Origin of the sequence: Kitasatospora herbaricolor (assembly GCF_030813695.1) — a bacterium.
Taxonomy (GTDB): domain Bacteria; phylum Actinomycetota; class Actinomycetes; order Streptomycetales; family Streptomycetaceae; genus Kitasatospora; species Kitasatospora herbaricolor.
Genome location: NZ_JAUSVA010000002.1, coordinates 1,843,010 through 1,867,343 on the forward strand (window position 1 = coordinate 1,843,010; position 24,334 = coordinate 1,867,343).

The 24,334-nt window shown below is 70.6% G+C and carries 16 protein-coding genes, 2 rRNA genes and 2 riboswitches; of the genes, 4 read left to right on the forward strand and 14 right to left on the reverse strand.

Annotation, left to right across the window (positions count from 1 at the left end; all coding sequences use genetic code 11):
- Nucleotides 1-187: 187 nt before the first annotated feature.
- Together J2S46_RS08410 and J2S46_RS08415 are read left to right on the forward strand one after the other, a co-directional pair.
- Nucleotides 188-760 carry a hypothetical protein gene (locus tag J2S46_RS08410; protein ID WP_191292091.1) on the forward strand — a complete coding sequence of 191 codons (573 nt, stop codon included), beginning with the start codon at nucleotides 188-190 and terminating at the stop codon, nucleotides 758-760.
- A gap of 328 nt (nucleotides 761-1,088) precedes the next feature.
- Nucleotides 1,089-1,280, forward strand: coding sequence for a DUF5999 family protein (locus tag J2S46_RS08415; protein ID WP_073927307.1), 192 nt, complete (start codon nucleotides 1,089-1,091; stop codon nucleotides 1,278-1,280).
- Between the two features lie 172 nt (nucleotides 1,281-1,452).
- Here the strand turns inward: J2S46_RS08415 and gcvP are convergent, their stop codons facing one another.
- Nucleotides 1,453-4,353 carry an aminomethyl-transferring glycine dehydrogenase gene (gene gcvP, locus J2S46_RS08420; RefSeq protein ID WP_191292092.1) on the reverse strand — a complete coding sequence of 967 codons (2,901 nt, stop codon included), beginning with the start codon at nucleotides 4,351-4,353 and terminating at the stop codon, nucleotides 1,453-1,455.
- 104 nt (nucleotides 4,354-4,457) lie between these two features.
- Nucleotides 4,458-4,589, reverse strand: a riboswitch (glycine riboswitch).
- Nucleotide 4,590: 1 nt separating this feature from the next.
- Nucleotides 4,591-4,693: riboswitch (glycine riboswitch) on the reverse strand.
- Between the two features lie 226 nt (nucleotides 4,694-4,919).
- Between gcvP and J2S46_RS08425 the strand changes: the two genes are divergently transcribed.
- Nucleotides 4,920-6,272 (forward strand): PRC and DUF2382 domain-containing protein, encoded by a 1,353-nt coding sequence (locus J2S46_RS08425; protein ID WP_191292093.1) that lies wholly within the window; start codon nucleotides 4,920-4,922, stop codon nucleotides 6,270-6,272.
- A 275-nt stretch (nucleotides 6,273-6,547) separates the two neighbouring features.
- Entirely contained in the window at nucleotides 6,548-8,029 is a 1,482-nt protein-coding gene (locus J2S46_RS08430) for an MFS transporter (protein WP_191292094.1), read from the forward strand.
- 206 nt (nucleotides 8,030-8,235) lie between these two features.
- On the opposite strand, the gene J2S46_RS08435 is transcribed toward J2S46_RS08430, so the two are convergent.
- From J2S46_RS08435 to J2S46_RS08495, 13 genes are all read right to left on the reverse strand, one after another.
- Entirely contained in the window at nucleotides 8,236-9,663 is a 1,428-nt protein-coding gene (locus J2S46_RS08435) for a DNA polymerase IV (RefSeq protein WP_307349309.1), read from the reverse strand.
- Between the two features lie 130 nt (nucleotides 9,664-9,793).
- Nucleotides 9,794-10,495: a SanA/YdcF family protein gene (locus tag J2S46_RS08440; RefSeq protein WP_370882305.1), complete on the reverse strand. Its 702-nt coding sequence runs from the start codon at nucleotides 10,493-10,495 to the stop codon at nucleotides 9,794-9,796.
- 208 nt (nucleotides 10,496-10,703) lie between these two features.
- Entirely contained in the window at nucleotides 10,704-11,402 is a 699-nt protein-coding gene (locus tag J2S46_RS08445; RefSeq protein WP_191292096.1) for a MerR family transcriptional regulator, read from the reverse strand.
- A 458-nt stretch (nucleotides 11,403-11,860) separates the two neighbouring features.
- A complete protein-coding gene (locus J2S46_RS08450; protein WP_073927314.1) occupies nucleotides 11,861-12,334 on the reverse strand; it encodes a bifunctional nuclease family protein in 474 nt (157 codons plus the stop codon).
- Between the two features lie 102 nt (nucleotides 12,335-12,436).
- On the reverse strand, nucleotides 12,437-13,129 hold the full coding sequence (ftsR, locus tag J2S46_RS08455) for a transcriptional regulator FtsR (RefSeq protein ID WP_191292115.1): 693 nt from the start codon (nucleotides 13,127-13,129) through the stop codon (nucleotides 12,437-12,439).
- Between the two features lie 203 nt (nucleotides 13,130-13,332).
- Nucleotides 13,333-13,881, reverse strand: a complete 549-nt coding sequence (locus J2S46_RS08460) for a double zinc ribbon and FHA domain-containing protein (protein ID WP_370882173.1) — start codon at nucleotides 13,879-13,881, stop codon at nucleotides 13,333-13,335.
- A gap of 538 nt (nucleotides 13,882-14,419) precedes the next feature.
- Nucleotides 14,420-15,259: a DUF881 domain-containing protein gene (locus J2S46_RS08465; RefSeq protein WP_370882306.1), complete on the reverse strand. Its 840-nt coding sequence runs from the start codon at nucleotides 15,257-15,259 to the stop codon at nucleotides 14,420-14,422.
- Between the two features lie 652 nt (nucleotides 15,260-15,911).
- The gene (locus J2S46_RS08470) at nucleotides 15,912-16,244 is read right to left on the reverse strand and encodes a small basic family protein (protein ID WP_073927316.1); all 333 of its coding nucleotides are present in this window, start codon (nucleotides 16,242-16,244) and stop codon (nucleotides 15,912-15,914) included.
- 3 nt (nucleotides 16,245-16,247) lie between these two features.
- The gene (locus J2S46_RS08475) at nucleotides 16,248-17,363 is read right to left on the reverse strand and encodes a DUF881 domain-containing protein (protein ID WP_307349316.1); all 1,116 of its coding nucleotides are present in this window, start codon (nucleotides 17,361-17,363) and stop codon (nucleotides 16,248-16,250) included.
- A 150-nt stretch (nucleotides 17,364-17,513) separates the two neighbouring features.
- Nucleotides 17,514-20,009 (reverse strand): mannose-1-phosphate guanyltransferase, encoded by a 2,496-nt coding sequence (locus J2S46_RS08480; protein WP_191292098.1) that lies wholly within the window; start codon nucleotides 20,007-20,009, stop codon nucleotides 17,514-17,516.
- Between the two features lie 123 nt (nucleotides 20,010-20,132).
- Nucleotides 20,133-20,744 carry a cardiolipin synthase ClsA gene (clsA, locus tag J2S46_RS08485; RefSeq protein WP_191292099.1) on the reverse strand — a complete coding sequence of 204 codons (612 nt, stop codon included), beginning with the start codon at nucleotides 20,742-20,744 and terminating at the stop codon, nucleotides 20,133-20,135.
- A gap of 96 nt (nucleotides 20,745-20,840) precedes the next feature.
- A 5S ribosomal RNA gene (gene rrf / locus J2S46_RS08490) occupies nucleotides 20,841-20,957 on the reverse strand.
- A 91-nt stretch (nucleotides 20,958-21,048) separates the two neighbouring features.
- A 23S ribosomal RNA gene (locus tag J2S46_RS08495) occupies nucleotides 21,049-24,170 on the reverse strand.
- Between the last annotated feature and the right edge of the window lie 164 nt (nucleotides 24,171-24,334).

Here is a 24,334-nt window from a genome sequence, read left to right on the forward strand (position 1 = left end):
CACTGCGCTCAAGCCCGGCCTGCCACCGCTCCGACGTCGACGACGACACCGGGGCCCCCTACGGTGGCGGCCGCGCCCGCACCGCGATCACGCACAACCGGACACGGCCCAGGTCCCGTCACACCAGACACGCCACGCCGGTATGCCGCACTCGCACGCCGATCTCTCACGGAGAGGCGACCCCGCCATGACATTGCAGACCCCCCAGCCTCCGCCCAGCGCCCTGCGCGCCGTCCTGGCGGCACTCGATTCGGAGACCGCGCTGCGCCAGCCGGCCGCCGCCGCGCTGCGCCGTCCCCACGGCACCCTGCTGCCCGCGCACCCGCTCGCGGTGCACGTCCTGGACGGCCCCCGGCCCCGACTGACGGCCGCGCGCCGGACGGGCTGGCGGTTCCTGATCAAGGACGGCAGCGAGGTGGCGGCGGCGGCCGAGGTGGTCCAGGGCGTCGAGGGGCACACCTTCTCGCACTTCACCGCCGGCCCCTACCTGGACTCGACGGTCCGGGCGCTGCGGCAGGCCTGGCAGCTCGCGCAGACCTCGCGCGCCCGGCACCAGCCGCGACTGCTGACCTTTCCCGGGCAGTACGCCACCGCGCTGTGGCTGCACGCACCCGACGCGGCCCCGGCGTCCGACCTGCTGATCCCGCTGGCCCCGGCGCCGCTGGGGGTCACCGCGCACCGCGCCTACCCGGCGACGGACCTGCTGGCGCTGCTCGCCGCCCCCGCTCCGGCCAAGCCGATGGTCCTCGGGGTCTCCTGACACCCCGATGCTCCGGACGGGTCATCCCGGGTAGCCCGATCGGGCCATGCCCGGCATGGCCCGTCCGGCATTTATTTCTGCTCCGCGCCATCTGAATGGGTGATCTATGCGCGGGAGTTGTGGCGCATGTCACCAAATTGCTGCGCGAAGGCCGACGGAAGCCGACACTGGGACCCAGCGTGGAAGGACCACCTGTCCTACCCACAGAATCGCCGGCTCACACCTGGGCCGGCGGGACAGGATCCGGCTACCGCGGCGGCTCCCGGCGGACTATCCCGACGGCAACCGCATCACGGGGAGGATCGCAAGCGAAGCGAGGGTACGACCCATGTGCCAGCACCGTCCGGAATGCCCTTCGGCCGACTCCGAGGACCGCGAGGCCGCCGCGACCGTGGCCTGCCACCCCGAGCAGGGGTGGAGCCTCCTCTGCAACGGCGTCCTGCTCTTCGAGGACACCGGCGAACTCCTGCCCGACGGCCGGGTGATCGCCCCGCGCCGCCCCCTGGCCTTCGCGGCCTGACCGGCGCCGCACCGTACGGCGGGACTCCCCGCCCGTGCGGCAGGACAGCCCGGCGGCGTGGCGCGGAGCCCCGCGGCGGGTACGGCGAGCAGCAGCGGGCCCCGGCGGATCGAATCCGCCGGGGCCCGCTGCTTCGTACCGGGTCAGCTCACGCCCGCGGGCGCGGCACCGGTCAGGCGCCGTACTCGTCCATCGGCGGGCAGGAGCAGACCAGGTTGCGGTCGCCGTAGGCGCCGTCGATCCGGCTCACCGGCGGCCAGTACTTGTCCGCCGGGTTCACGCCCGCCGGGAAGACCGCCTCCTGGCGGGAGTAGCCACGGGCCCACTCGCCGGCCAGGGTGGCGGCGGTGTGCGGGGCGCCGCGCAGCGGGTTGTCCTCCGCGGCCCACTCGCCCGAGCCGACCTTGTCGATCTCCCCCCGGATCTCGATCATCGCGGCGCAGAACCGGTCGATCTCGTGCAGGTCCTCGGACTCGGTGGGCTCGATCATCAGCGTGCCGGCCACCGGGAACGACATGGTCGGCGCGTGGAAGCCGTAGTCGATCAGGCGCTTGGCGATGTCGTCCACCGTCACGCCCGTGTCCTTGGTGAGCGGGCGGATGTCGATGATGCACTCGTGCGCGACCAGCCCGCCGGGGCCGGTGTAGAGCACCGGGAAGTGCGGCGCCAGCCGCTTGGCGATGTAGTTGGCGTTCAGCACCGCGACCTGGGTCGCGTGCTTGAGGCCCTCGCCGCCCATCAGCCGGACGTACGACCAGGAGATCGGCAGGATCGCGGCCGAGCCCCACGGCGCGGCGGAGATCGGGCCGACGCCGGTGGCGGGGCCCGCCTCGCTCTGCAGCGGGTGGTTGGGCAGGTACGGCGCCAGGTGGGCGCGGACGGCCACCGGGCCGACGCCCGGGCCGCCGCCGCCGTGCGGGATGCAGAAGGTCTTGTGCAGGTTCAGGTGCGAGACGTCCGCGCCGAACTTGCCCGGCTTGGCCAGGCCCACCAGCGCGTTGAGGTTGGCGCCGTCCACGTACACCTGGCCGCCGGCCTCGTGCACGGCCGCGCAGATGTCGGTGATGGTCTCCTCGAACACGCCGTGCGTGGACGGGTAGGTGACCATCAGGACGGAGAGCTGCTCGCGGTGCTGCTCGATCTTGGCGCGCAGGTCGTCGACGTCCACGTCGCCGTCGACCAGCGTCTTGACCACGACCACCCGCATGCCGGCCATCACGGCGGAGGCCGCGTTGGTGCCGTGCGCGGAGGACGGGATCAGGCAGACGTCGCGGCCGGTGTCGCCGTTGGCGTGGTGGTAGGCGCGGACGGCCAGCAGGCCGGCCAGCTCGCCCTGCGAACCGGCGTTGGGCTGGATGGAGACCGCGTCGTAGCCGGTCACCTCGACCAGCTGCTGCTCCAGCTGGCGGATCAGGGTCAGGTAGCCCTGGGCCTGCTCGATCGGCGCGAAGGGGTGCAGCTGGCCGAACTCGGGCCAGGTCACCGCCTCCATCTCGGTGGTCGCGTTGAGCTTCATGGTGCAGGAGCCCAGCGGGATCATGCCCCGGTCCAGCGCGTAGTCGCGGTCCGACAGGCGGCGCAGGTAGCGCAGCATGGCGGTCTCGGAGCGGTGGCTGTGGAAGACCGGGTGGGTGAGGTACTCGTCCTCGCGCAGCAGCGCGGCGGGCAGCGCCTCGGCGCTCTCGTCGATCTCGGCCTGCGGCACGCCGAAGGCGGCCCAGACGCCGGCCAGGTGCTCGCGGGTGGTGGTCTCGTCGCAGGACACCGAGATCAGGTCGGCGCCGTCCTGGTGGACGTTGATGCCCCGCGTGCGCGCGGCGGCGGCGATCTCGGCGGCCCGGCCCGGGACGCGGGCGGTGACGGTGTCGAAGAACGCGTCGTGCAGCAGCTCGACGCCCCCGGCGCGCAGCCCGGCCGCGAGCGCGGCGGCGTAGCGGTGGGTGCGCCGGGCGATGTCGGCCAGGCCGTCGGGGCCGTGGTAGACGGCGTACATCGAGGCCATCACGGCCAGCAGGACCTGCGCGGTGCAGATGTTGCTGGTGGCCTTCTCGCGGCGGATGTGCTGCTCACGGGTCTGCAGCGCCAGGCGGTAGGCGCGGTTGCCGTCGGCGTCGACCGAGACGCCGACCAGGCGGCCGGGCAGCGAGCGGGCGTACTCGGCGCGCACGGAGAGGTAGCCGGCGTGCGGGCCGCCGAAGCCCATCGGGACACCGAAGCGCTGCGAGGTGCCGCAGGCGATGTCGGCGCCGAGCGAACCGGGCGACTTCAGCAGGGTGAGCGCCAGCAGGTCGGCGGCCACGGCGACGACGGCGCCGAGCCCGTGGGCCTGCTCGATCAGCGGCTCCAGGTCGCGCACCACACCGGTGGCGCCCGGGTACTGCAGCAGCACGCCGAAGACACCGCGCTCGGCGATCTCGGCCGGGATGCCCGCGGAGAGGTCGGCGACGACCACCTCCACACCGGTCGGCTCGGCCCGGGTCCGGATGACGGCGACGGTCTGCGGCAGGGTCTCGGCGTCGACCAGGAACACCCCGCCCTTGACCTTGGTGACCCGGCGGGTCAGCGCCATCGCCTCGGCGGCGGCGGTGCCCTCGTCGAGCAGCGAGGACCCGGAGGTCGGCAGGCCGGTGAGGTCGGAGACCACGGTCTGGAAGTTGAGCAGCGCCTCCAGGCGGCCCTGCGAGATCTCCGGCTGGTACGGGGTGTAGGCCGTGTACCAGGCCGGGTTCTCCATGACGTTGCGCAGGATCACCGGCGGGGTGAAGGTGCCGTAGTACCCCAGGCCGATCATCGGCGTGAGCACCTGGTTGGCGGCCGCCAGCTCGCGCAGCTCGGCGAGGACCTCGGCCTCGCTGCGGCCGGCCGGCAGGTCGAGGCCGTCGATCGAGCGGATCGCCTCGGGCACGGCCGCGGCGGACAGCTCGTCCAGCGAGCCGTAGCCCACGTGGGCGAGCATCTTCTCCTGGGCCCCGGAGTCGGGGCCGATGTGGCGGGTCTCGAAGGGGCTGGCCTGCTCAAGCTCGGTGAGGGTCGCGGAGCTGAGCGGGCGACCGGCGTTCGGCTGGGCGTTCATGATGGTCGAGGCCTCCTGGTCACGGACCGGCGGGGGCGCGCACGCCGGTCGGCCGTGACCGCTGCGGACAGCGGGCCGGCCCTGGCGAACGAACCCAACAGGCCTCCCCCTCTGTCATCGGGACCTGAGAGCTTCGCCCGCGCGGGATGCCTGAGCACCCCGTCGGCTTGCACCGTCGGTGAGGGTGGTGGCCGTCGGCTCCCTCGCCGGCGGTCCTGCCCTGCTTTCCAGAGTGACCTATCCCACACGGTACGGATGCCTGAGAGATTCCGGGGAGGAGTTGCTCCTTCGGCGCCCCCGCCGGCGTCTCGTCGGCCGGGGACTCTCCCGAGCGGGCTCGGCGGTCGCGCCCAGGGTACCAGCGGGAGCCGCCCCGATCACGGGTGCGCCCCGGCTCCGGATCGGAGTACGCACTGGTCCGGGCGGGCGGACTGCCCGCCCGGACGGCGGCGCTCCGCTCGCAGGCGCCCGGTTCATGCCTTTTCGTATGAAGTGGCGGATGGGCCGGACCCTCCAGCCGTACCCCTGCGGGAGTTCCGCAGGAGCATCCGCACCGGAGGAATTGAGTGCAAACCGACATCGACCCCAGAGACCTGATCGGGCACCGGGCGGTCGACCGCAACGGCGACAAGATCGGCACCGTGGACGAGGTGTACCTGGACGACGCGACCGGCGAGCCCGAGTGGGCGGCCGTCCGGACGGGCATCTTCGGCCGCGACGCCTTCGTCCCGCTGACCACCAGCGAGTTCTCGGGCGAGGAACTGCGGGTCCCGTACGACAAGTCGCTGGTGAAGGACTCTCCGGACTTCGGCGTGGGCCAGCACCTCTCCCCCGCCCAGGAGCTCCAGCTGTACCGCTACTACGGGCTCGACACCCCGGCGGACAACCGCTCCGGCTCGGCCAAGGACACCGGCGCCGACGACCGCCCGGCGGACATGGACTTCGGCGCCGTACCCGGTACGGCGGGGACGGCGGCCGCCGGTGCGGCGGTGGCGGGCGGCGCGGCCGCCGCGACGGCGGGCCGGGGCAGCGAGACGCCCGCGCCGGAGAAGGCCGAGAAGCTGGAGAAGCTGGAGCGGCCCGTCGAGCCGCCCGCGGCGGGCGCGCCGGCCACCGCCGTCGGCATCGCCGCCGCCGCGCCCGAGCGCAGGTCGCCGGCCGCCGAGGAGACCAACGTCCGCACGGTGGGCGCCCCCGCGCCCACCGCCGGCCAGGCCGCCCCGGCCCCGATGTACGCCAAGCCGGCCGAGGCGGAGCCGCTCGCCGCTCCCGGTGCGGACGCCGCCACCTCCGCACCCGGCGGCCCGGTCGAGATCACCTGCCACGAGGAGCGGCTCGACATCAGCACCGAGTGGCAGGTGACCTACACGGCCCGGCTCCGCAAGTACGTGACCAGCGAGACGGTCGAGCGGCACGTACCGGTGGTGCGCGAGCGCGTCCGGGTGGAGCGGGTGCCGGTCACCGAGGGCGAGCGGGACGCGCTGACCCAGGAGGAGATCGCCGAGGCCGTGGAGGAGGTCACCCTGCGCGAGGAGCGGCCGGTGGTGCGCAAGTACCTGGTGCCGATCGAGCGGGTGCGGCTGGTGGTCGAGCGGTTCACCGAAGATCACGTGGTGCGCGAGGAACTGCACCGCGAGCACGTCGAGATCCAGGACGGCTCCACCGCCGGCGCCCCGGGCCAGGCATCCGCGCACGCCGCCCCGGCCGGCCACACCGCCCGGGCCTCACAGCCCGCCCAGGCCGCCTACTCCTCGGGCGGCACGGGCGCTGCCGCGTCCGGAGAGTCCTCGGCGATGCGGCCGGACTCCCCCGCCGACTCCCCCTCGGCCGTCCGGCCGACGGACAGCTCGGCGGCGGCGCCGGCCGCCGCACAGGCCGCCGCGCAGTCGCGCCCCGAGCCGCTGCGCACCCTGGGCTGAGCAGCTGGTCCCGAGGACGGGCAGGCCCCGGACCGTACGAGGTCCGGGGCCTGCCCGTCCTCGGCATGTCCGGACACCGCTGCCGCGAGGCATGACCGGCGGCGGGCCGCCGGCCCGGCAACGGACCGGACCGACCCGCTCCGGCCTGCACTTTGCCAAAGCTTCACCGATCGATATTTGACACAGTGAAGTATCTGCCGCCAAAGTTACTTCAGCTAGTTCACTTTCATTCGCCTGAAGCAACGTCCTCGGGCACACGTACTGGAGGAAGCACCGTGAGTGAGGCCCCACAGCCCACCACCGCGGCAGAGAAGCAGAGCAGTGCCCGGGTACTCCCTGCCCTGATCCTGGCGATGCTGGCGTTCAGCGTGGTGCAGACCGCGGTCGTCCCGATCCTGCCCTCGCTGGCCAAGGAACTGAACGTCTCCGGTTCCAACATCACCTGGCTGATGACGGCCAACCTGCTCTCGGCCGCCGTCCTCACCCCGCTGCTCGGCCGGTTCGGCGACCTGCGCGGCCGCAAGCCGATGCTGCTGATCTCGCTGACCGGGCTGGTCGCCGGCTCCGCCCTCGCGGTGAGCACGCACTCCTTCACCTGGCTCGTCGTGGCCCGCGTCCTGCAGGGCGCCGGCGGTGGCGTGCTGCCGCTCGCGATCAGCATCGTCCGGGACGAGCTGCCCAAGGAGAAGGTCACCGGCGGCGTCGCCGGGATCAGCGCCTCGATGGGCGTCGGCAGCGGCCTCGGCCTGGTGGCCACCGGCCTGCTGCTGGAGCACTGGAGCTACAAGTCCATCTTCTGGATGGGCCTGGTCTTCGGTCTGATCGCCGTCGCACTGGTGGCCCTGCGCGTCCCCAAGGACCCGGTCGTCGACACCGAGGGCGGGGCCGACCCGCTCGGCGCGATCACCCTGGCCGGCTGGCTCTCCGCCCTGCTCGTCGCCGTCAGCCAGGGCAACACCTGGGGCTGGACCTCCAACAAGACCCTCGGCCTGTTCGCCGTCGCCGCCGTGGTCGCCCTGATCTGGGGAATCATCGAGGTCAAGGTGAAGCACCCGCTGGTCGACATGTCGATGATGTCCCGCCCGGCCGTCGCCTTCACCAACCTGGCCGGTCTGCTCATCGGGTTCGGCATGTACGGCTCCTTCATGGTGATCAGCAACTTCGCCCAGACCCCCGAGCGGCTCACCCACTACGGCTTCACCGCCACCGTGCTGCACGCCGGTGTGATGCTGCTGCCGTCCGCGGTCGGCAGCATGGTCGCCGCCCCGCTCGGCGCCGTGCTGATCGCCCGTCGAGGACCGCGCCTGCCGCTGGTGCTCGGCGGTGTCCTCGGCGCCGTCGCGATGTCCTACCTGGCCATGCGGCACAGCCACGAGGGTGACCTCTACACCGCCTCGGCGATCTTCGGTCTGGGCATCGGCCTCGCCTTCTCCGCGATGCCGGCCTACATCAACGGCGCGGTCCCGGTCGAGCAGAGCGGCATCGCCAACGGCATGAACGCCGTGCTGCGCACCGTCGGCGGTGCCATCGGCACCGCCGTGATGGCCGCCATCCTGACCGGCGACACCATCCCGCGCCTGCCGGTCGCCCTGCCGACCCTGAACGCCTACCAGCACGCGTTCTGGACCGCCGCGGCCGTCTGCCTCGTCGCCGGCGCCGTGCCCTTCCTGATCCGCCGGATCAAGCCGGCCGCGCCCGCGGCCGACCTGGCCGACGCACCGAACTCCAGCCCCGTGCTGGTCAAGACCGACGCCTGACGAGGCGTCCTCCCCCGGGCCCAGGGACAGGGCGCGGGGGGACCGGGCCACCGGGGATCGACGAGGGCATCGCGATCACCCACGGCCCGGCCCGACACGCGGCCCCGCCCGGAACACTCCGGGCGGGGCCGCTCCGTCGTTCGCACCGCCCCGCCGGGGAAGCCGTGCCGGCCGCTTCACTCCTGCCGTCCTCACTCCTGCCTCCTTCACTCCTGCCGCAGCGGCAGCGGCCGGGCCGGCTCCAGCGCCGGATCGTCCACCAGGAACGTCCGCACCCGGCCCGGCCCGCTCCACGGCGTCTCGAACCGCACGGTCACCCGCCCGACCCCGCTGCCCTGCACCCACCCCGGCCCGTGCTCGGTGTGCGTCACGTCCTGCCCGGGCATCCAGCGCCGGACGGCGGGCACCTCGGCGTCCTCCCCGGCCTCCCCCGGCTCACCGGACGCCTCGGCCGGCTGCTCCCCCGGCGACGACCCGCCCGGCTCCGAGCCGTCCTCCGGCTCCGCCTCCCGCTGCTCGGCCTGCTCCCGCGCCGCCTCCCGCACGGCCTGCGCGAAGAGGTCCTCCTGGGTGTAGTCCGCCAGCTGCGAGACGCCGACGCCCAGCAGCCGCACCCCGCCGGTGACGTCGACCTGGGCCGCCAGCCGCCGCGCGGTGTCGGTGATCACCGTCTCGTCGTCGGTCGGGCCGCGCAGCGTCTCGGAGCGCGTCAGGGTCGAGAAGTCGAAGCGCCGTACCTTGAGCACCACCGTGCGGCCGGAGCGCCCGGCCGCGCGCAGCCGGCCGACGCAGCGCGCCGCCAGCACGTCCACCTCGTGCAGGATCCGGTCGCGGTCGGCCAGGTCCACCTCGAAGGTGTCCTCCACCGAGACGGACTTGGCGTCCCGGTCGGGCACCACCGGCCGGTCGTCCAGTCCCAGGGCCATCTGGAGCACGCCCGCGCCGTGCGCCCGCCCGAGCAGCTGCACCAGCTCCGCCTCGCCGGCGTCGGCCAGGTCCGCCACCGTGATCAGACCGGCCCGGCGCAGCACCTGCTCGGTGGCCGGGCCGACGCCCGGCAGCGCCCGGACCGACATCGGGCCCAGCACCGCCCGCTCCCGGCCGGGCGGGACGAGCACCAGCCCGTCCGGTTTGGCCTGCTCGGAGGCGATCTTCGCCATCAGCTTGGAGCCCGCCGCGCCGACCGAGGCGGTCAGCCCCGTCCGCCGCTCGATGTCGGCCCGGAGGTCCTCCGCCAGGGCCAGCACCAGGGCCGCGCCGTCGGAGGCCGCGGTGAGCGCGGGGCCGTACGGACCGGCCGCCAGGTCGACGAAGGCCTCGTCCAGGCTGAGCGGCTCGACCAGCGGCGACAGCTCCCGCAGCAGGCCCATCACCAGGTCGCTGACCCGGCGGTAGGCCTCGAAGCGGCCGGTCAGGAAGGCCGCGTTCGGGCACAGCCGCCGGGCCTGGGCCATCGGCATCGCGGAGTGCACGCCGAACTTGCGGGCCTCGTACGAGGCGGTGGAGACCACGCCCCGGCCGCCCAGACCGCCGACGAGCACCGGTTTGCCGCGCAGGCTCGGCTTGGCCGCCTGCTCCACCGAGGCGAAGAAGGCGTCCATGTCCAGGTGGATGATGCTGGGCAGTGACCGCACCTGCCGATCATGCCGCAGAGGTCCGACAATCAGGCCTCCGCGCGACCGGCCCGGCGCGCCCGGCCGGTCGCCAGGGCCGGCAGCTCATGGTCACGCCCGCCGGCGCGAGGTCACGTCGCCCGGCGCCCGGTCAGCGCGCCGCGCCCGCGTCCGCGAGCGCGCGCGGGATGCCCTGCTCCTGCGGACCGAGCAGGGCCGGGTCCGGCCGCAGCCAGGCGTTCAGCGCGGCCTTCCCCGCGCCGGGGATCTCCCGCAGGCCGCCGTAGTACCAGGTGACGTCGTGCCACTCCTGCACCCCGACCGCGTACGCGTCGACGCCCGCGGCCTGACAGAGGGCCAGCGCCCTGCGGACGTGGAACTCCTGGCTGACCAGCACCGCCCGGTCGACCCCGAAGATCCGCCGGGCCCTGGTGCAGGAGTCCCAGGTGTCGAAGCCGGCGTAGTCGCCCACCACCCGGATCTCCGGCACCCCGTGCTCGATCAGGTAGCGCCGCATCGCGTCGGTCTCGTCGTAGCTGGCCCGCCCGTTGTCGCCGGTCACCAGGATCGCCCGGACCTTCTGCCGCTGGTACAGCTCCAGCGCCGCGTCCAGCCGGTGCGCGAGGTACGGGGACGGCGTGCCGTTCTGCAGGCCGGCGCCGAACACCACCGCCACGGGGGCCTGCGGCACGCTCGCCACGGTGCGGACCCGCTCCGCCGTGCTGACCCAGAGCCAGGCGCTCGGCGCGAGCGCCACCACGCACAGCAGGACGAGCAGTTGGAAAGCGCGGCGCTGCCCACGGCGCTGCCGCAGCCAGGCCGGCCCACCGAGTACGACCCGCACGAAGCGTATGACCCGCACGACCCCTCCTTGATCGGTTCACCACCGGTGACGACGCGACCGGCCCGGACGGTTCCCCGTCCGGGCCGGTCGCGGTGGTGCGGATCGCTGATGAGTCGTGGGGTCGCGGGCCCACCCGCCTGCGGCGCCCGACCGATCGGCCCGCCGCGCGGCGGTGGCCTGGGCGGCGCCGTGCGGAAGCGCCGTGCGGGGCGGCTGGTCAGCCGGCGCGGTTGCGCCGCTGGGCGAGCTCGTCCGCCGGGTCCTGGCCGACCAGGGTCTCGCCGGTGTCCGTACGTTCGGCGTGCAACCGTCCCAGCGAGGACTCCAGTTCCTTCCAGACGGCGCCGACCGCGATGCCGAACACGCCCTGACCGCCCTTCAGCAGGTCGACCACCTGCTGCGGGGTGCTGCACTCGTAGACCGTCGCGCCGTCGCACATCAGGGTCAGCCCCGCCAGGTCTCCGACCTCGGCGGACTGCAGATGGGTGACCGCCACCCGGATGTTCTGCAGCGAGACGCCCGCGTCCAGCAGGCGCTTCACGATCTTCAGGGTCAGGATGTCGCGGAAGCTGTAGAGGCGGTGCGTGCTCGCCGGGTACACCGACCGCACGCTCGGCTCCAGCAGCCCGGTGCGCGCCCAGTAGTCCAGCTGGCGGTAGGTGATGCCGGCCGCCGCGCAGGCGGTCGGGCCACGGTAGCCGACCAGCGCGGAGGTGGGGGCGAGTCGTTCGATGTCCGGCTGGCCGCCCTGGACGGCCGGGAAGCGCCCGATCCTGGTCCCGGCCCGGGCCGGCTCGGCGCCGCCGGGCTCCGCCTGCCGGGCGTCCCAGCCGCGCTCCACCACGGTCCGGCCGGTGCGCTGCACATGCACGGAGCACACGCCACCCACGGCCACGTCATCGCCGGTGCTGGTCATGCCTACCTCCGTCCACCTGTGCTGCGGGCAACCCGGCCGCGCGTGACAATCCGCAGCCACTCCTGACGGTAGGCAGTCACCCATGGCCCGTCAACGATCGCCACGCCGGGCACGCCAAACCGCGTCACTCGGGAGAGTGGTTTTTCGTGCCCCCAGTGTGGGTAAGTGGACGACTTTTGGCAAAACCGCGACGGCGGGCCCCAGCAGCCGGAACGGCCCACCGGACCAGCTTCGAAGGTCACGACGGGTGCGGCGGCCGATCACCGACCGTAGCGCGGCCGACCGCCGCGGGTGCGCCGGAGGCTCACAGCGGGTAGAGCGGCCGTTCACGTCGAGGCACGGGGCAGAGCAGCCACCGGCCATCGGCGACCGCACAGGGGCCTGGGGGGCCGGGCCCCCGGCCGCGGACAGCGAGAAGCCCGTGCGAACCGCACGGGCGGGGAGCCGGCGGGCGGCGCCTACTGCTGGCCGCCGCCGAAGTCCTCGGGCGAGACCTGGTCGAGGAACTCGCGGAACTTCTCGACCTCGTCCTCCTGCTCGTCCGGGATCGCGATGCCCGCCTCGGCGAGCACCTCCTCGCTCCCGTAGATCGGGGTCCCGGTCCGCAGGGCGAGGGCTATCGCGTCGGACGGGCGGGCGCTGACCTCGACCCCGCCGGTGAACACCAGTTCGGCGTAGAAGACGCCCTCGCGGAGGTCGGTGATCCGGACCTCGGTGAGCTGCTGCCCCAGGGCCTCCAGCACGTCCTTGAAGAGGTCGTGCGTCAGCGGGCGCACCGGCGTCATGCCCTGCTGGGCGAAGGCGATCGCGGTCGCCTCACCCGGACCGATCCAGATCGGCAGGTAGCGGTCGCCCCCGACCTCGCGCAGCAGCACGATGGGCTGGTTCGACGGCATCTCCACCCGGACACCCACGACGTCGAGCTCATTCACAGTCGCAACCCTATGGCCCACACCCCGGATATGAAAGCGCAACCAGGACCGGGCTGGTCACAGCCCTGCGACCGGCCCCGCGAGGCCGCCGTCCGGAGCCGCCTAATGACGGGTCCGCATCCCGGCCTGGACCATCGCCGCGTGCAGCCGGACGGACAGCGTGGCGAGATCGCGCGCGGTGGCCTCGGCGTGCGCCCGGGTCTGCGGGTTCCGGTGCCGCCGCAGCGGGGCGACCACCTGGTCCACCAGCGCGACCTCGCGGTCCGCGGCGGCCTTCATGGCGCGCAGGTGGCGCGGTTCGAGTCCGTACCGGCCCAGTTCCGCCACCAGCCGGGCAACCTGCAGGGCCTCGCCGTCGTACCCGCCGTCCGGCCCCGGCACGACCAGGCCGTACGACTCCCACTCGGCGAGCTCGCGCTCCCCGGCCTCGGCGGCGGCCAGCAGCTCGGCGCGGCCGAGCCGGACCCCGGAGGCCGCGCCGGAGGCGGCCACCAGCTCGCGGTCGGCCTCCTCCATCGGCCCGGGGCGGGCCTCCGGCGCGGGCAGCGCCGGCGGCGCCTCCCCCCGCTCGATCGCGTCCAGGTGCTCGCGGATCACTCTCAGCGGCAGGTAGTGGTCGCGCTGCATCCGCAGCACGTACGCCAGCCGCTCGACGTCGGCGGGGCTGAACTTGCGGTAGCCCGAGGGGGTGCGCTGCGGCTCAACCAGGCCCTCCGCCTCCAGGAACCTGATCTTGGAGATGGTGACCTCGGGAAAGTCGTCCCGGAGGTGGGCCAGCACCGCGCCGATGCTCAGCAGTTCCTCACCGCGCCGCCGGGGGTCACCGGGGCGGTGGACGGTGCGGACATGCTGCCTGGGGGCCGCGATCACCCCCCGCACACCCTGCTCCGGCCGCGACTGCGACGGGGGCACCGGCTCCGGGCCGAGGTGTGCGGGGGTGATCGCCCCGAGAGATGTGGGAGGGTTCGCGCTCACTCGGGCTCCTGCCGAAGTCGTGGTCAGTACCCCCGGTGGTGGCTGGCGAAGAACACCAGCCGGTACTTGCCGATCTGCACCTCGTCGCCGTTGTTCAAGGACACCTCGTCGATCCGCTCCCGGTTGACGTACGTGCCGTTGAGGCTGCCGACGTCCGCGACGGTGAAACCGCCCCCCGGCGTCCGGCGGAACTCGACGTGCTTGCGCGACACCGTGACGTCGTCCAGGAAGATGTCACCCTGCGGGTGACGGCCGGCCGTGGTCTTGTCCGAGTCGAGCAGGAAGCGGCTGCCGGAGTTCGGGCCGCGCTGCACGATCAGCAGGGCGGAGCCCGGCGGCAGCGCGTCGATCGCCGACAGCACCTCGGGCGAGAGCGCGGGCTGGGTGCCCGTGCCGGCCTGGGTGGCGTTGGGGTCGTAGGACTCGAGACCGGAGATCGAGATGGTCGAGGTGGTCTCCGCGGCGCCCTCGGGGTGCAGGCCGCCACGCAGCGCGGTGCCGCAGTTGGAACAGAAGCGGGCCGCGACGGGGTTCTGGTTCCCGCACCTGGGGCACGGAGTGGGGCCACCCATGTTCACAGCCTCCTGGCGCGGCAGACCCGAGGGGTCGTGCCCGGCGTAGGGATCCGGGGCAAACCCTCCACCAGAGGTTGAGGGTCCTGTCGGGAAACCTATGCGCGGGGCGCCGGAGGGGTCAACCGACGCGCCGTAGCCCGCGGGATTCCCTCCCTGGGGGGCGCCGGCGCCGTCCCTGAACAGCGGCCGGTCGGCCGCGTACTCGACTCCCTCGGGAGCGGAGCGCATGCCCGGCAGGGCGGGCTCTTCGTCGGCCCGGCGGTGGCGCGCGGTGGGCGCCTCGACAGCCGCACCACTGCGGTTGTTGCGGCCGAACAACTTCGAGAAGAAACTCACGGGCGAATCCCCTTGCGTGTGACAGACCCGCCCGCGGGGCAGGGTGAGAACCTCGGACAGGCTGCGAGCCCGGCTGATCGCCGGGCCGATGGGAGTGGTGCTCCGACAAACAGCGGCACGAACCAGTGTCTCTGACCGCCTTGCGGCAGCCTCCACCGGGGGTTCCCCGCAGGTGACGGACCGTACGAAAGGCGCCCTGTCACTTCGCCGCCGGCTTGGCGTACTGCGGCGTGCGCAACTCGGTGAGCGCGTCGACGACGATCTTCTGCTGCTCGGCGATGGTGGCGCGGGCCTGGTGGCTCTCCAAGGTGCGGACCACACCACCGGGGATGTTCAGCGCGGGCGTCAGGTCCTGCGGGTTGCCGACCACGGTGAAGCGGTACGGCTGGGAGACCTTCTTGCCGTCGATCTGCACACCGCCCCCCTGAGCGTCGGTGAAAAAGGTGTTCACCACCACGCGCACGTCGTTGATCTGAATCGCCTCCGCCCCCGCCGCTCGGAGTTCCTGCAGGGTGTCCAGCAGCATATCCGCCTTCACCTGCCCTTGGGGATCATCGACCGTCAGTACGATGCCCGGACCAGTGGCTTTGACGGTCCCGGCGAGGACGCCGAGCTCCGTCGACTTCTTCCTGGTCTGTTCCTGGGCCTCCTTGGCCTGGTTGGAGCTGTTCTCCAACTGGGCCATGGACTGCTCGAGCTGTGCCTTCTCCTGCTGGAGACGCTGCTGACGGCTGTCCAGTTCGTCGAGGATGCGAACCAGATCCTCCTGACGGGCGCCGCGCAGCTGGTCGTGGTCGTTGGTGGAGCGCACCTGGATCGCCAGCGCCAGTCCCAGCGAGAACAGCAGCAGGGCCACGACCAGCTGGCCGCGGGACACCCGCGGCGGCCACATCGCCGCCCGGAGCCGCCTGCGGCCGCCCACGGCGGCCGGCACCGGCCGGGCCTCGGGCTGCGACGCCGAATCGGACCCGGACCCGGACCCGGGCTGCGGCTCAGAAGCGGCCTCGGCCCCGGACTCGGATATCGGCGCAGGCCGCACCTCGGGAGCGGCGGGTACCGACTCGTCGCCGGCGGCCGCACCTGCGGGGGCCGCCTCGGACTCGGGCGCGGCAGCCGCCGCGCCCGCCCCCTCGACGAGGGGGCGGGCCTCGGCCTCGGCGCCGGCCCGCTCGACCTTCCGGGGCCCGGCCGTGCCCAGCACGACCGTGTCCGACTCGATCCGGGGCGCCCGCACCTGCGGCGGCCGAACCCGGCCCGGCTCACCCTGGCCAGACCCGTCCTGCCCGGCCTCGCGGCTCCCCGACGTGGCCCGCACGGCTCCGACGGTCCCCGTCCCCGGCCCGGCGACGGGCGCCGGCCCGGGCTCCTGGCCGGCCCCGTCCGCGTCCACGGCCCGGACGTCGGCAAGCGGTCGCCCGGCGGGGGCCGGCAGCTCGACGGCGTCCTCCGGACCGGTCGCCGAAGGCTCGGGAAGCTCCGGGGTCCCGGCAGCCGGCTGGGCCTCAGCGACACCTGCGGCCCCTGCGGCCTCGGGGGCCGGGGTGCTCCCGGGGCCCTTCGCCGTCTCGTCCTGCGCCACGTCCGCTCCTGACTTGCCCGCTGATCCCGGTGGTCCTGCCACTCCCCCCGGTCCTGCCGCTCCCGCACCCCGTGCGGGTACGTCCTCGCTCCCGGTCCCCGCCCGGTCCGGCTCAGGCCCGGAAGACATGGCGCCTGATCGCGGCCGCGTTGGAGAAGATCCGGATCCCGAGCACCACGACCACGCCCGTGGACAGCTGCGAGCCGACCCCGAGCTGGTCACCCAGGAAGACGATCAGCGCCGCGACCACCACGTTGGACAGGAAGGACACCACGAAGACCTTGTCGTCGAAGATCCCGTCCAGCATCGCCCGGACACCGCCGAACACCGCGTCCAGCGCCGCCACCACCGCGATCGGCAGGTACGGCACGACGGCGTCCGGCACCTCGGGCTGGACGAAGAGTCCGACGACCACCCCGATCACGAGACCCAGTACGGCAATCACGGTCTAGTTGCTCCTTGTCCCTGCGGAGGCCGACCCGGCGGTCGCGGACGGCGAGGTGCCGGTCGTTCTGGGCGAGTTGGTACTGGTGGTCCTGCCGGCGGACGGCTTCGCCCCCGACGCGTGCGCGCCCGGGGAGGCCGCGGACGGCGGAGGTGCGGACGGACCGGCGCCCGGCGTGCCGGACGGGCCGGTGGCCCCGCCCGGGGTCTCGGGCGCGGCGGCGGGCGACGAGGCGGGCGCCGAAGGCACGGGTTGCGCGGTCCGGAGGGTCACGCCGACCGCGGCCGGGAGGGTCACCTTGCTCTGCACGGAGAGGCTGAACTTGATGCCGTAGCTGTCCTGCAGCAGGTGCAGGTAGTGCCCCGCGACCCCGCTCTCGAAGGCCGGGCCGAGCTTGGGTCCGTCGCCGACCGCCAGCACGCTGTACGGCGGCACCAGGGGGCGGTTGTCCACCAGGACGGCCTCGCCGGCCGCCCTGATCGCGGAGAGCGCGGTGAGCCGCTGCCCGTTGATGGAGACCGCCTCCGCGCCGGCCTGCCAGAGCCCGTTCACGATCAGCTGCAGGTCGCGGTCGCGGAGCCGGCCGCTGTTCTCGAAGCCGTCGGCCTGGCGGGGGTCCACGTTCCCGCCCGCGCCGGTGCCGGCCGCGTCCTCGACCACCAGGCGTATGCCGGGCCCGGAGACCTCTCCGGTCCCGACCGCCCCGGCCAGGTCGGCGAGACCGCCGTCACCGGCGGCCTGCAGGGCCTGCTGCTGGGTGCTCTCGACCTTGCGCCGCAACTCCTGGACCTGCTGCTGCAAGCGGTCCGCGGCCCCCGCGGTGTCCGTCACGCGGTGGACCAGCGCGTCGCGCTCCTTGGCGAGGGCCGGTTGGGCGTCGTGCGCGTTCACCGCGCCGATCGTCAGGACGACACCCACCAGCGCGAGCCCCAGCCCCAGGGTCACCAGCCCGCGCCGGGTGGTCGGGACCCGGCTGGCCCGTCCGTCGCCCCTGGCGGCGGCCGCCTCCGCGTAACCCTCGTCCAACCCGTGGTCCATCACACTGGTCAGCAGGGACATCGATGCGTCGGGGCGGTTGTATCGTCCGTCCCTGGCACTCGGCGTCGGCGTCGCTGGCATGCGGACCATCGTCCCACGTCGGCGGAGTGCCTTGACCACAACCCCTGCGCCAGGAAGCCGGATTGCCCGTCGGATCGTGACCAAGGGGACGAACCGGACAGGGGTGGCGCGGCAACCGCCGCGCCACCCCTGTTCCGCACCTTCCGGTGACTACCTCCCGGCGCCCTCGACGACCGCGGCCCACTCGTCCAGCAACTGGCTGGTCGCCTGGTCGTCCGGTCCCTCGGCCCAGAGGTGGGTGACGGCCTCCGCCGGGTCGGGCAGGACGAGCGTCCAGCGCCCGTCCGCCTCGACGACCCGCACGCCGTCGGTGGTGTCCAGCCGGCGGTTGCCGGCGGCCTCCACCACGGAGCGCATCACCATGCCCTTGGCGGCCCACGGCGTGGCGATGTCCCGCCGCTGGATGTGGGCCTGCGGGATCCGGGCGTCGATCTGGCTCAGCGTCAGCTGCGTCCGCGCCACCAGGCCGACCAGCCGGACGAAGGCCGCAGCCCCGTCCAGGACACCGCTGAACTCCGGCACCACGTAGCCGCCGCGACCGTCGCCGCCGAAGACCGTGCCCTCGGCGGAGGCCGCCTTGGCCAGGTCGTCCGGGGTGGTGGTGGTCCAGATGACCTGGGTGCCGTGGTACGCGGCCACCTGCTCGGCGATCCGGGTGGTGGTCACCGGCAGGGCCACCTGACCGCTCCGGCGCTCGGCCGCGACCAGGTCGAGCAGGACGAGAAGGGCCCGGTCGTCCTGGATCACCCGGCCGAGCTCGTCCACGAAGGACACCCGCTCGCCCACCGGGTCGAACCGCACGCCGAAGGCCGCGCGCGAGGACGCCACCAGCTCGCCCAGCCTGGCCAGGCCGGCCCGGCGCGACTCCGCGTCCTCGGTCGGCCTGGACTCGTCCAGCCCGCCCGAGACGGTCAGCACCTCCACACCCAGGCGGCCCAGGATGCTCGGCATCACCAGCGCGGCACTGCCGTGCGCGGTGTCCACCACCACCTTGAGCCCGGCCTCCCGCACACCCGTGGTGTCGATCGCCCGCAGCAGGTTGCCCGCGTAGGAGTCGAAGACGCTGGCCGGGTGGAGCAGGTCGCCGATCTCGCCGGGGAAGGCCCGGCGGTACTCCTGCCGGGCGTAGACCCGGTCGAGCTTGCGCTGGCCGGCCTGCGAGAGGTCGGCGCCGCGCTCGTCGAAGAAGAGGATGTCCAACGAGTCCGGCACCCCGGGCGTGGTCCGCAGGAAGATCCCGCCCGCGCTGCCCCGCGCGGTGTGCTGCCGGGCCACCGGCATCGGCACGTTCTCCAGGTCGCGGACGTCGATCGCACTGGTCTGCAGCGCCGAGATCATCGCCCGCTTGAGCGCACGCGCACCACGGGAGTGGTCACGCGCGATGGTGACGGTCGCGCCCTTCTTGAGCGTCGTCGCGTAGGCACCCGCCAACCGGACGGCCAGCTCCGGCGTGATCTCCACGTTGAGGATGCCGGAGACTCCGCGGACACCGAAGAGGTGCTCCTGCCCGCGCGACTCCCAGATCACCGAGGTGTTGACGACCGCGCCGGCCTCGATGGTCTTGAACGGGTAGACCCGGACGTTGCCCGCGATGATCGACTCCTCGCCGATCAGGCACTCGTCCCCGATGACCGCGCCCTCCTCGATCCTGGAGGCCCGCATCACGTCGGTGTTCTTGCCGATCACGCAGCCGCGGAGGTTGCTCTGCGGCCCGATGTACACGTTGTCGTGGACGACGGTCTTGTGCAGGAAGGCCCCGCGCTTCACGACCACGTTGCTGCCCAGCACGGTGTGCTCGCGCAGCTCCACGCCGGCCTCGACCTTGGCGTAGTCCCCGATGTAGAGCGGACCGCGCAGGACGGCCTCCGGGTCCACCTCCGCACCCTCGGCCACCCACACGCCGGGGGAGATCTCGAAGCCGTCCAGCTCGACCTCGACCTTCCCCTCCAGGACGTCGGCCTGGGCCTTCTGGTAGCTCTCGTGGGTGCCCACGTCCTCCCAGTAGCCCTCGGCGACATAGCCGAAGACCGGCTTGCCCTCCTTCAGCAACTGGGGGAAGACGTCGCTCGACCAGTCCACCGACTCGCCGGCCGCGACGTAGTCGAAGACCTCGGGTTCCATCACATAGATACCGGTGTTCACCGTGTCCGAGAAGACCTGGCCCCAGGTCGGCTTCTCCAGGAAGCGCTCGACCCGGCCCTCGTCGTCGGTGATCGTGATGCCGAATTCCAGCGGGTTTGGCACCCGGGTCAGACAGACGGTGACCAGGGCCCCCTTCTCGCGATGGAAGGCGATCAGGTCGGACAGGTCGAAGTCGGTGAGGGCGTCACCGGAGATCACCAGAAACGAATCGTCCTTGAGCGCGTCCTCGGCGTTCTTGACGCTGCCCGCGGTGCCCAACGGGGTTTCTTCGTTGGCATATGTCAAATGCATACCGAGCTCTTCGCCGTCACCGAAGTAGTTCTTGACCAGCGAGGCCAGGAACTGGACGGTGACGACGGTGTCGGTGAGGCCGTGCCGCTTCAGCAGCCGAAGCACGTGCTCCATGATCGGCCGGTTGGCCACCGGCAGCAGCGGCTTGGGCATGCTCGAGGTCATCGGGCGGAGTCGAGTGCCCTCGCCCCCTGCCATCACAACGGCTTTCATTACGGGTGCGTCCTCCTTCGCGGTGGTGGACCCTGCGGATCCATCAAACCGTTCCAGAGCTTCTCTACCCGGATGAAATCGTCCGACGCACCGTGTCGTCGTGCGACTTCTCCCAATCGCGTCTCAAACGGCGGAGGCCGCGTCCGCCTTCACGATCTGCCGGGCCTGCACCGCATAGAGGATGCCGGCCCACCAGTAGAGCGTCGTCCCCCACCAGATGAAGGCCCAGCTGACCACGTTCGCCGGCTCGGCGATCCAGGTGTCCCCGGTGCCCAGCAGCAGAAGCGGAAAGGCGTACATCAGATTGAAGGTCGCGGCTTTGCCGAGAAAGCTCACCTGCAACGGACCGTAGCCGTGCCGGTTCAGAATCGGCAGCAGGCAGACGATGAATGCCTCGCGCGCCAGCAGGATCGCCGTCACCCACCAGGGCAGGATGCCGCGCCAGGTCAGCCCCAGCAGGGTCGACAGCACGTAGAGGCGGTCCGCCAGCGGGTCGAGGATCTGGCCGACCCGGCTGATCTGCCCCCACCTGCGGGCCAGCTTGCCGTCGAGGTAGTCGCTGATACCGCTCAGCATCAGCAGCAGGACGGCCCAGCCGTCGTTGTTCGGCCCGTCGAACACCGGCCACAGGATGAGCCAGAGGAAGATCGGCACGCCGACCAGCCGGCCCATGCTCAGCAGGTTGGGGATGGTGAGGACGCGATCGGTCTGGACCCGCGTCTCCTGGACCTCCACCCGAGGGCCTCCTGTAAGTTGCGACAGTTCTGCACGACGACCCTACAACAGAAAAGCCCCCGTCCGGTTACCCGGCGGGGGCTTCTCTGAATGATTGTTCGGCGGCGTCCTACTCTCCCACAGGGTCCCCCCTGCAGTACCATCGGCGCTGTAAGGCTTAGCTTCCGGGTTCGGAATGTAACCGGGCGTTTCCCTCACGCTATGACCACCGAAACACTATGAAACTGTCACCGCACCGCACCGTCCCGTGGCCCGGGACATGCGGGGTCGTTGTTTCAGAACAACACAGTGGACGCGAGCAACTGAGGACAAGCCCTCGGCCTATTAGTACCGGTCAGCTCCACCCCTTACAGGGCTTCCACATCCGGCCTATCAACCCAGTCGTCTACTGGGAGCCTTACCCTCTCAAGGAGGTGGGAATACTCATCTCGAAGCAGGCTTCCCGCTTAGATGCTTTCAGCGGTTATCCCTCCCGAACGTAGCCAACCAGCCATGCCCTTGGCAGGACAACTGGCACACCAGAGGTTCGTCCGTCCCGGTCCTCTCGTACTAGGGACAGCCCTTCTCAATATTCCTACGCGCACAGCGGATAGGGACCGAACTGTCTCACGACGTTCTAAACCCAGCTCGCGTACCGCTTTAATGGGCGAACAGCCCAACCCTTGGGACCTACTCCAGCCCCAGGATGCGACGAGCCGACATCGAGGTGCCAAACCATCCCGTCGATATGGACTCTTGGGGAAGATCAGCCTGTTATCCCCGGGGTACCTTTTATCCGTTGAGCGACGGCGCTTCCACAAGCCACCGCCGGATCACTAGTCCCTGCTTTCGCACCTGCTCGACCCGTCGGTCTCACAGTCAAGCTCCCTTGTGCACTTACACTCAACACCTGATTGCCAACCAGGCTGAGGGAACCTTTGGGCGCCTCCGTTACTCTTTAGGAGGCAACCGCCCCAGTTAAACTACCCACCAGACACTGTCCCTGATCCGGATCACGGACCCAGGTTAGACATCCAGCACGACCAGAGTGGTATTTCAACGTCGACTCCACAACCACTGGCGTGGCTGCTTCAAAGTCTCCCACCTATCCTACACAAGCCGAACCGAACACCAATATCAAGCTATAGTAAAGGTCCCGGGGTCTTTCCGTCCTGCTGCGCGAAACGAGCATCTTTACTCGTAATGCAATTTCACCGGGCCTATGGTTGAGACAGTCGAGAAGTCGTTACGCCATTCGTGCAGGTCGGAACTTACCCGACAAGGAATTTCGCTACCTTAGGATGGTTATAGTTACCACCGCCGTTTACTGGCGCTTAAGTTCTCAGCTTCGCCGAGACGAATCTCGACTAACCGGTCCCCTTAACGTTCCAGCACCGGGCAGGCGTCAGTCCGTATACATCGCCTTACGGCTTCGCACGGACCTGTGTTTTTAGTAAACAGTCGCTTCTCGCTGGTCTCTGCGGCCGGCCCCAGCTCACGGAGTAAATCCGATCACCAGTTCCGGCCCCCCTTCTCCCGAAGTTACGGGGGCATTTTGCCGAGTTCCTTAACCATAGTTCACCCGAACGCCTCGGTATTCTCTACCTGACCACCTGAGTCGGTTTGGGGTACGGGCCGCCATGAAACTCGCTAGAGGCTTTTCTCGACAGCATAGGATCATCCACTTCACCACAATCGGCTCGGCATCAGGTCTCAGACTATGTGTTGCGCGGATTTGCCTACGCAACGTCCTACACCCTTACCCCGGGACAACCACCGCCCGGGCTGGACTACCTTCCTGCGTCACCCCATCGCTCACCTACTACCCTGTTGGGTCAGCGGCTCCACCACGTCCCATTGTCCGAAGACTCCGGGCCGGCTTCGCGGCTTTAGCATTCAGAGGTTCGACGTTGGCGCTTCAAAGCGGGTACGGGAATATCAACCCGTTGTCCATCGACTACGCCTGTCGGCCTCGCCTTAGGTCCCGACTTACCCTGGGCAGATCAGCTTGACCCAGGAACCCTTGGTCAATCGGCGCAAGAGTTTCTCACTCTTGTATCGCTACTCATGCCTGCATTCTCACTCGTGTCCCGTCCACAACTGGATTCCTCCGCTGCTTCACCCGGAACACGACGCTCCCCTACCCATCACAGCAGGCGTTGGCCCTGTTGCTGCAATGACACGACTTCGGTGGTGTGCTTGAGCCCCGCTACATTGTCGGCGCGGAATCACTTGACCAGTGAGCTATTACGCACTCTTTCAAGGGTGGCTGCTTCTAAGCCAACCTCCTGGTTGTCTCTGCGACTCCACATCCTTTCCCACTTAGCACACGCTTAGGGACCTTAGTCGGTGTTCTGGGCTGTTTCCCTCTCGACCATGGAGCTTATCCCCCACAGTCTCACTGCCACGCTCTCACTTACCGGCATTCGGAGTTTGGCTAAGGTCAGTAACCTGGTGAGGCCCATCGCCTATCCAGTGCTCTACCTCCGGCAAGAAACACGTGACGCTGCACCTAAATGCATTTCGGGGAGAACCAGCTATCACGGAGTTTGATTGGCCTTTCACCCCTAACCACAGGTCATCCCCCAGGTTTTCAACCCTGGTGGGTTCGGTCCTCCACGAAGTCTTACCTCCGCTTCAACCTGCCCATGGCTAGATCACTCCGCTTCGGGTCTTGGGCATGCAACTGAAACGCCCTATTCGGACTCGCTTTCGCTACGGCTACCCCACACGGGTTAACCTCGCTACACACCGCAAACTCGCAGGCTCATTCTTCAAAAGGCACGCAGTCACGAGACACACAGCAAGCTGCATGTCCGACGCTCCCACGGCTTGTAGGCACACGGTTTCAGGTACTATTTCACTCCGCTCCCGCGGTACTTTTCACCATTCCCTCACGGTACTATCCGCTATCGGTCACCAGGGAATATTTAGGCTTAGCGGGTGGTCCCGCCAGATTCACACGGAATTTCTCGGGCTCCGTGCTACTTGGGAGAAGCTCAAGTGAGCCGCTGATGTTTCGTCTACGGGGGTCTTACCCTCTACGCCGGACCTTTCGCATGTCCTTCGACTACACCAACGGTTTCTGACTCACCCAGCCGCCGGCAGACGACTGAAGAACTTTCCCACGACCCCTCATACGCAACCCCTGCCGGGTATCACACGTATCAGGTTTAGCCTCATCCGGTTTCGCTCGCCACTACTCCCGGAATCACGGTTGTTTTCTCTTCCTGCGGGTACTGAGATGTTTCACTTCCCCGCGTTCCCTCCACATACCCTATGTGTTCAGGTATGGGTGACAGCCCATGACGACTGCCGGGTTTCCCCATTCGGAAACCCCCGGATCAAAGCCTGGTTGACGGCTCCCCGGGGACTATCGTGGCCTCCCACGTCCTTCATCGGTTCCTGGTGCCAAGGCATCCACCGTGCGCCCTTAAAAACTTGGCCACAGATGCTCGCGTCCACTGTGCAGTTCTCAAACAACGACCAGTCACCCACCATCAAACCCCCGAAACGAGGATCATCAAGTAGGACCGGCACTGAAGCAACGACCATACGGCCGTTCCCTCAGGACCCAACAACGTGCCCGACACGACCCAACCCCATCAGAT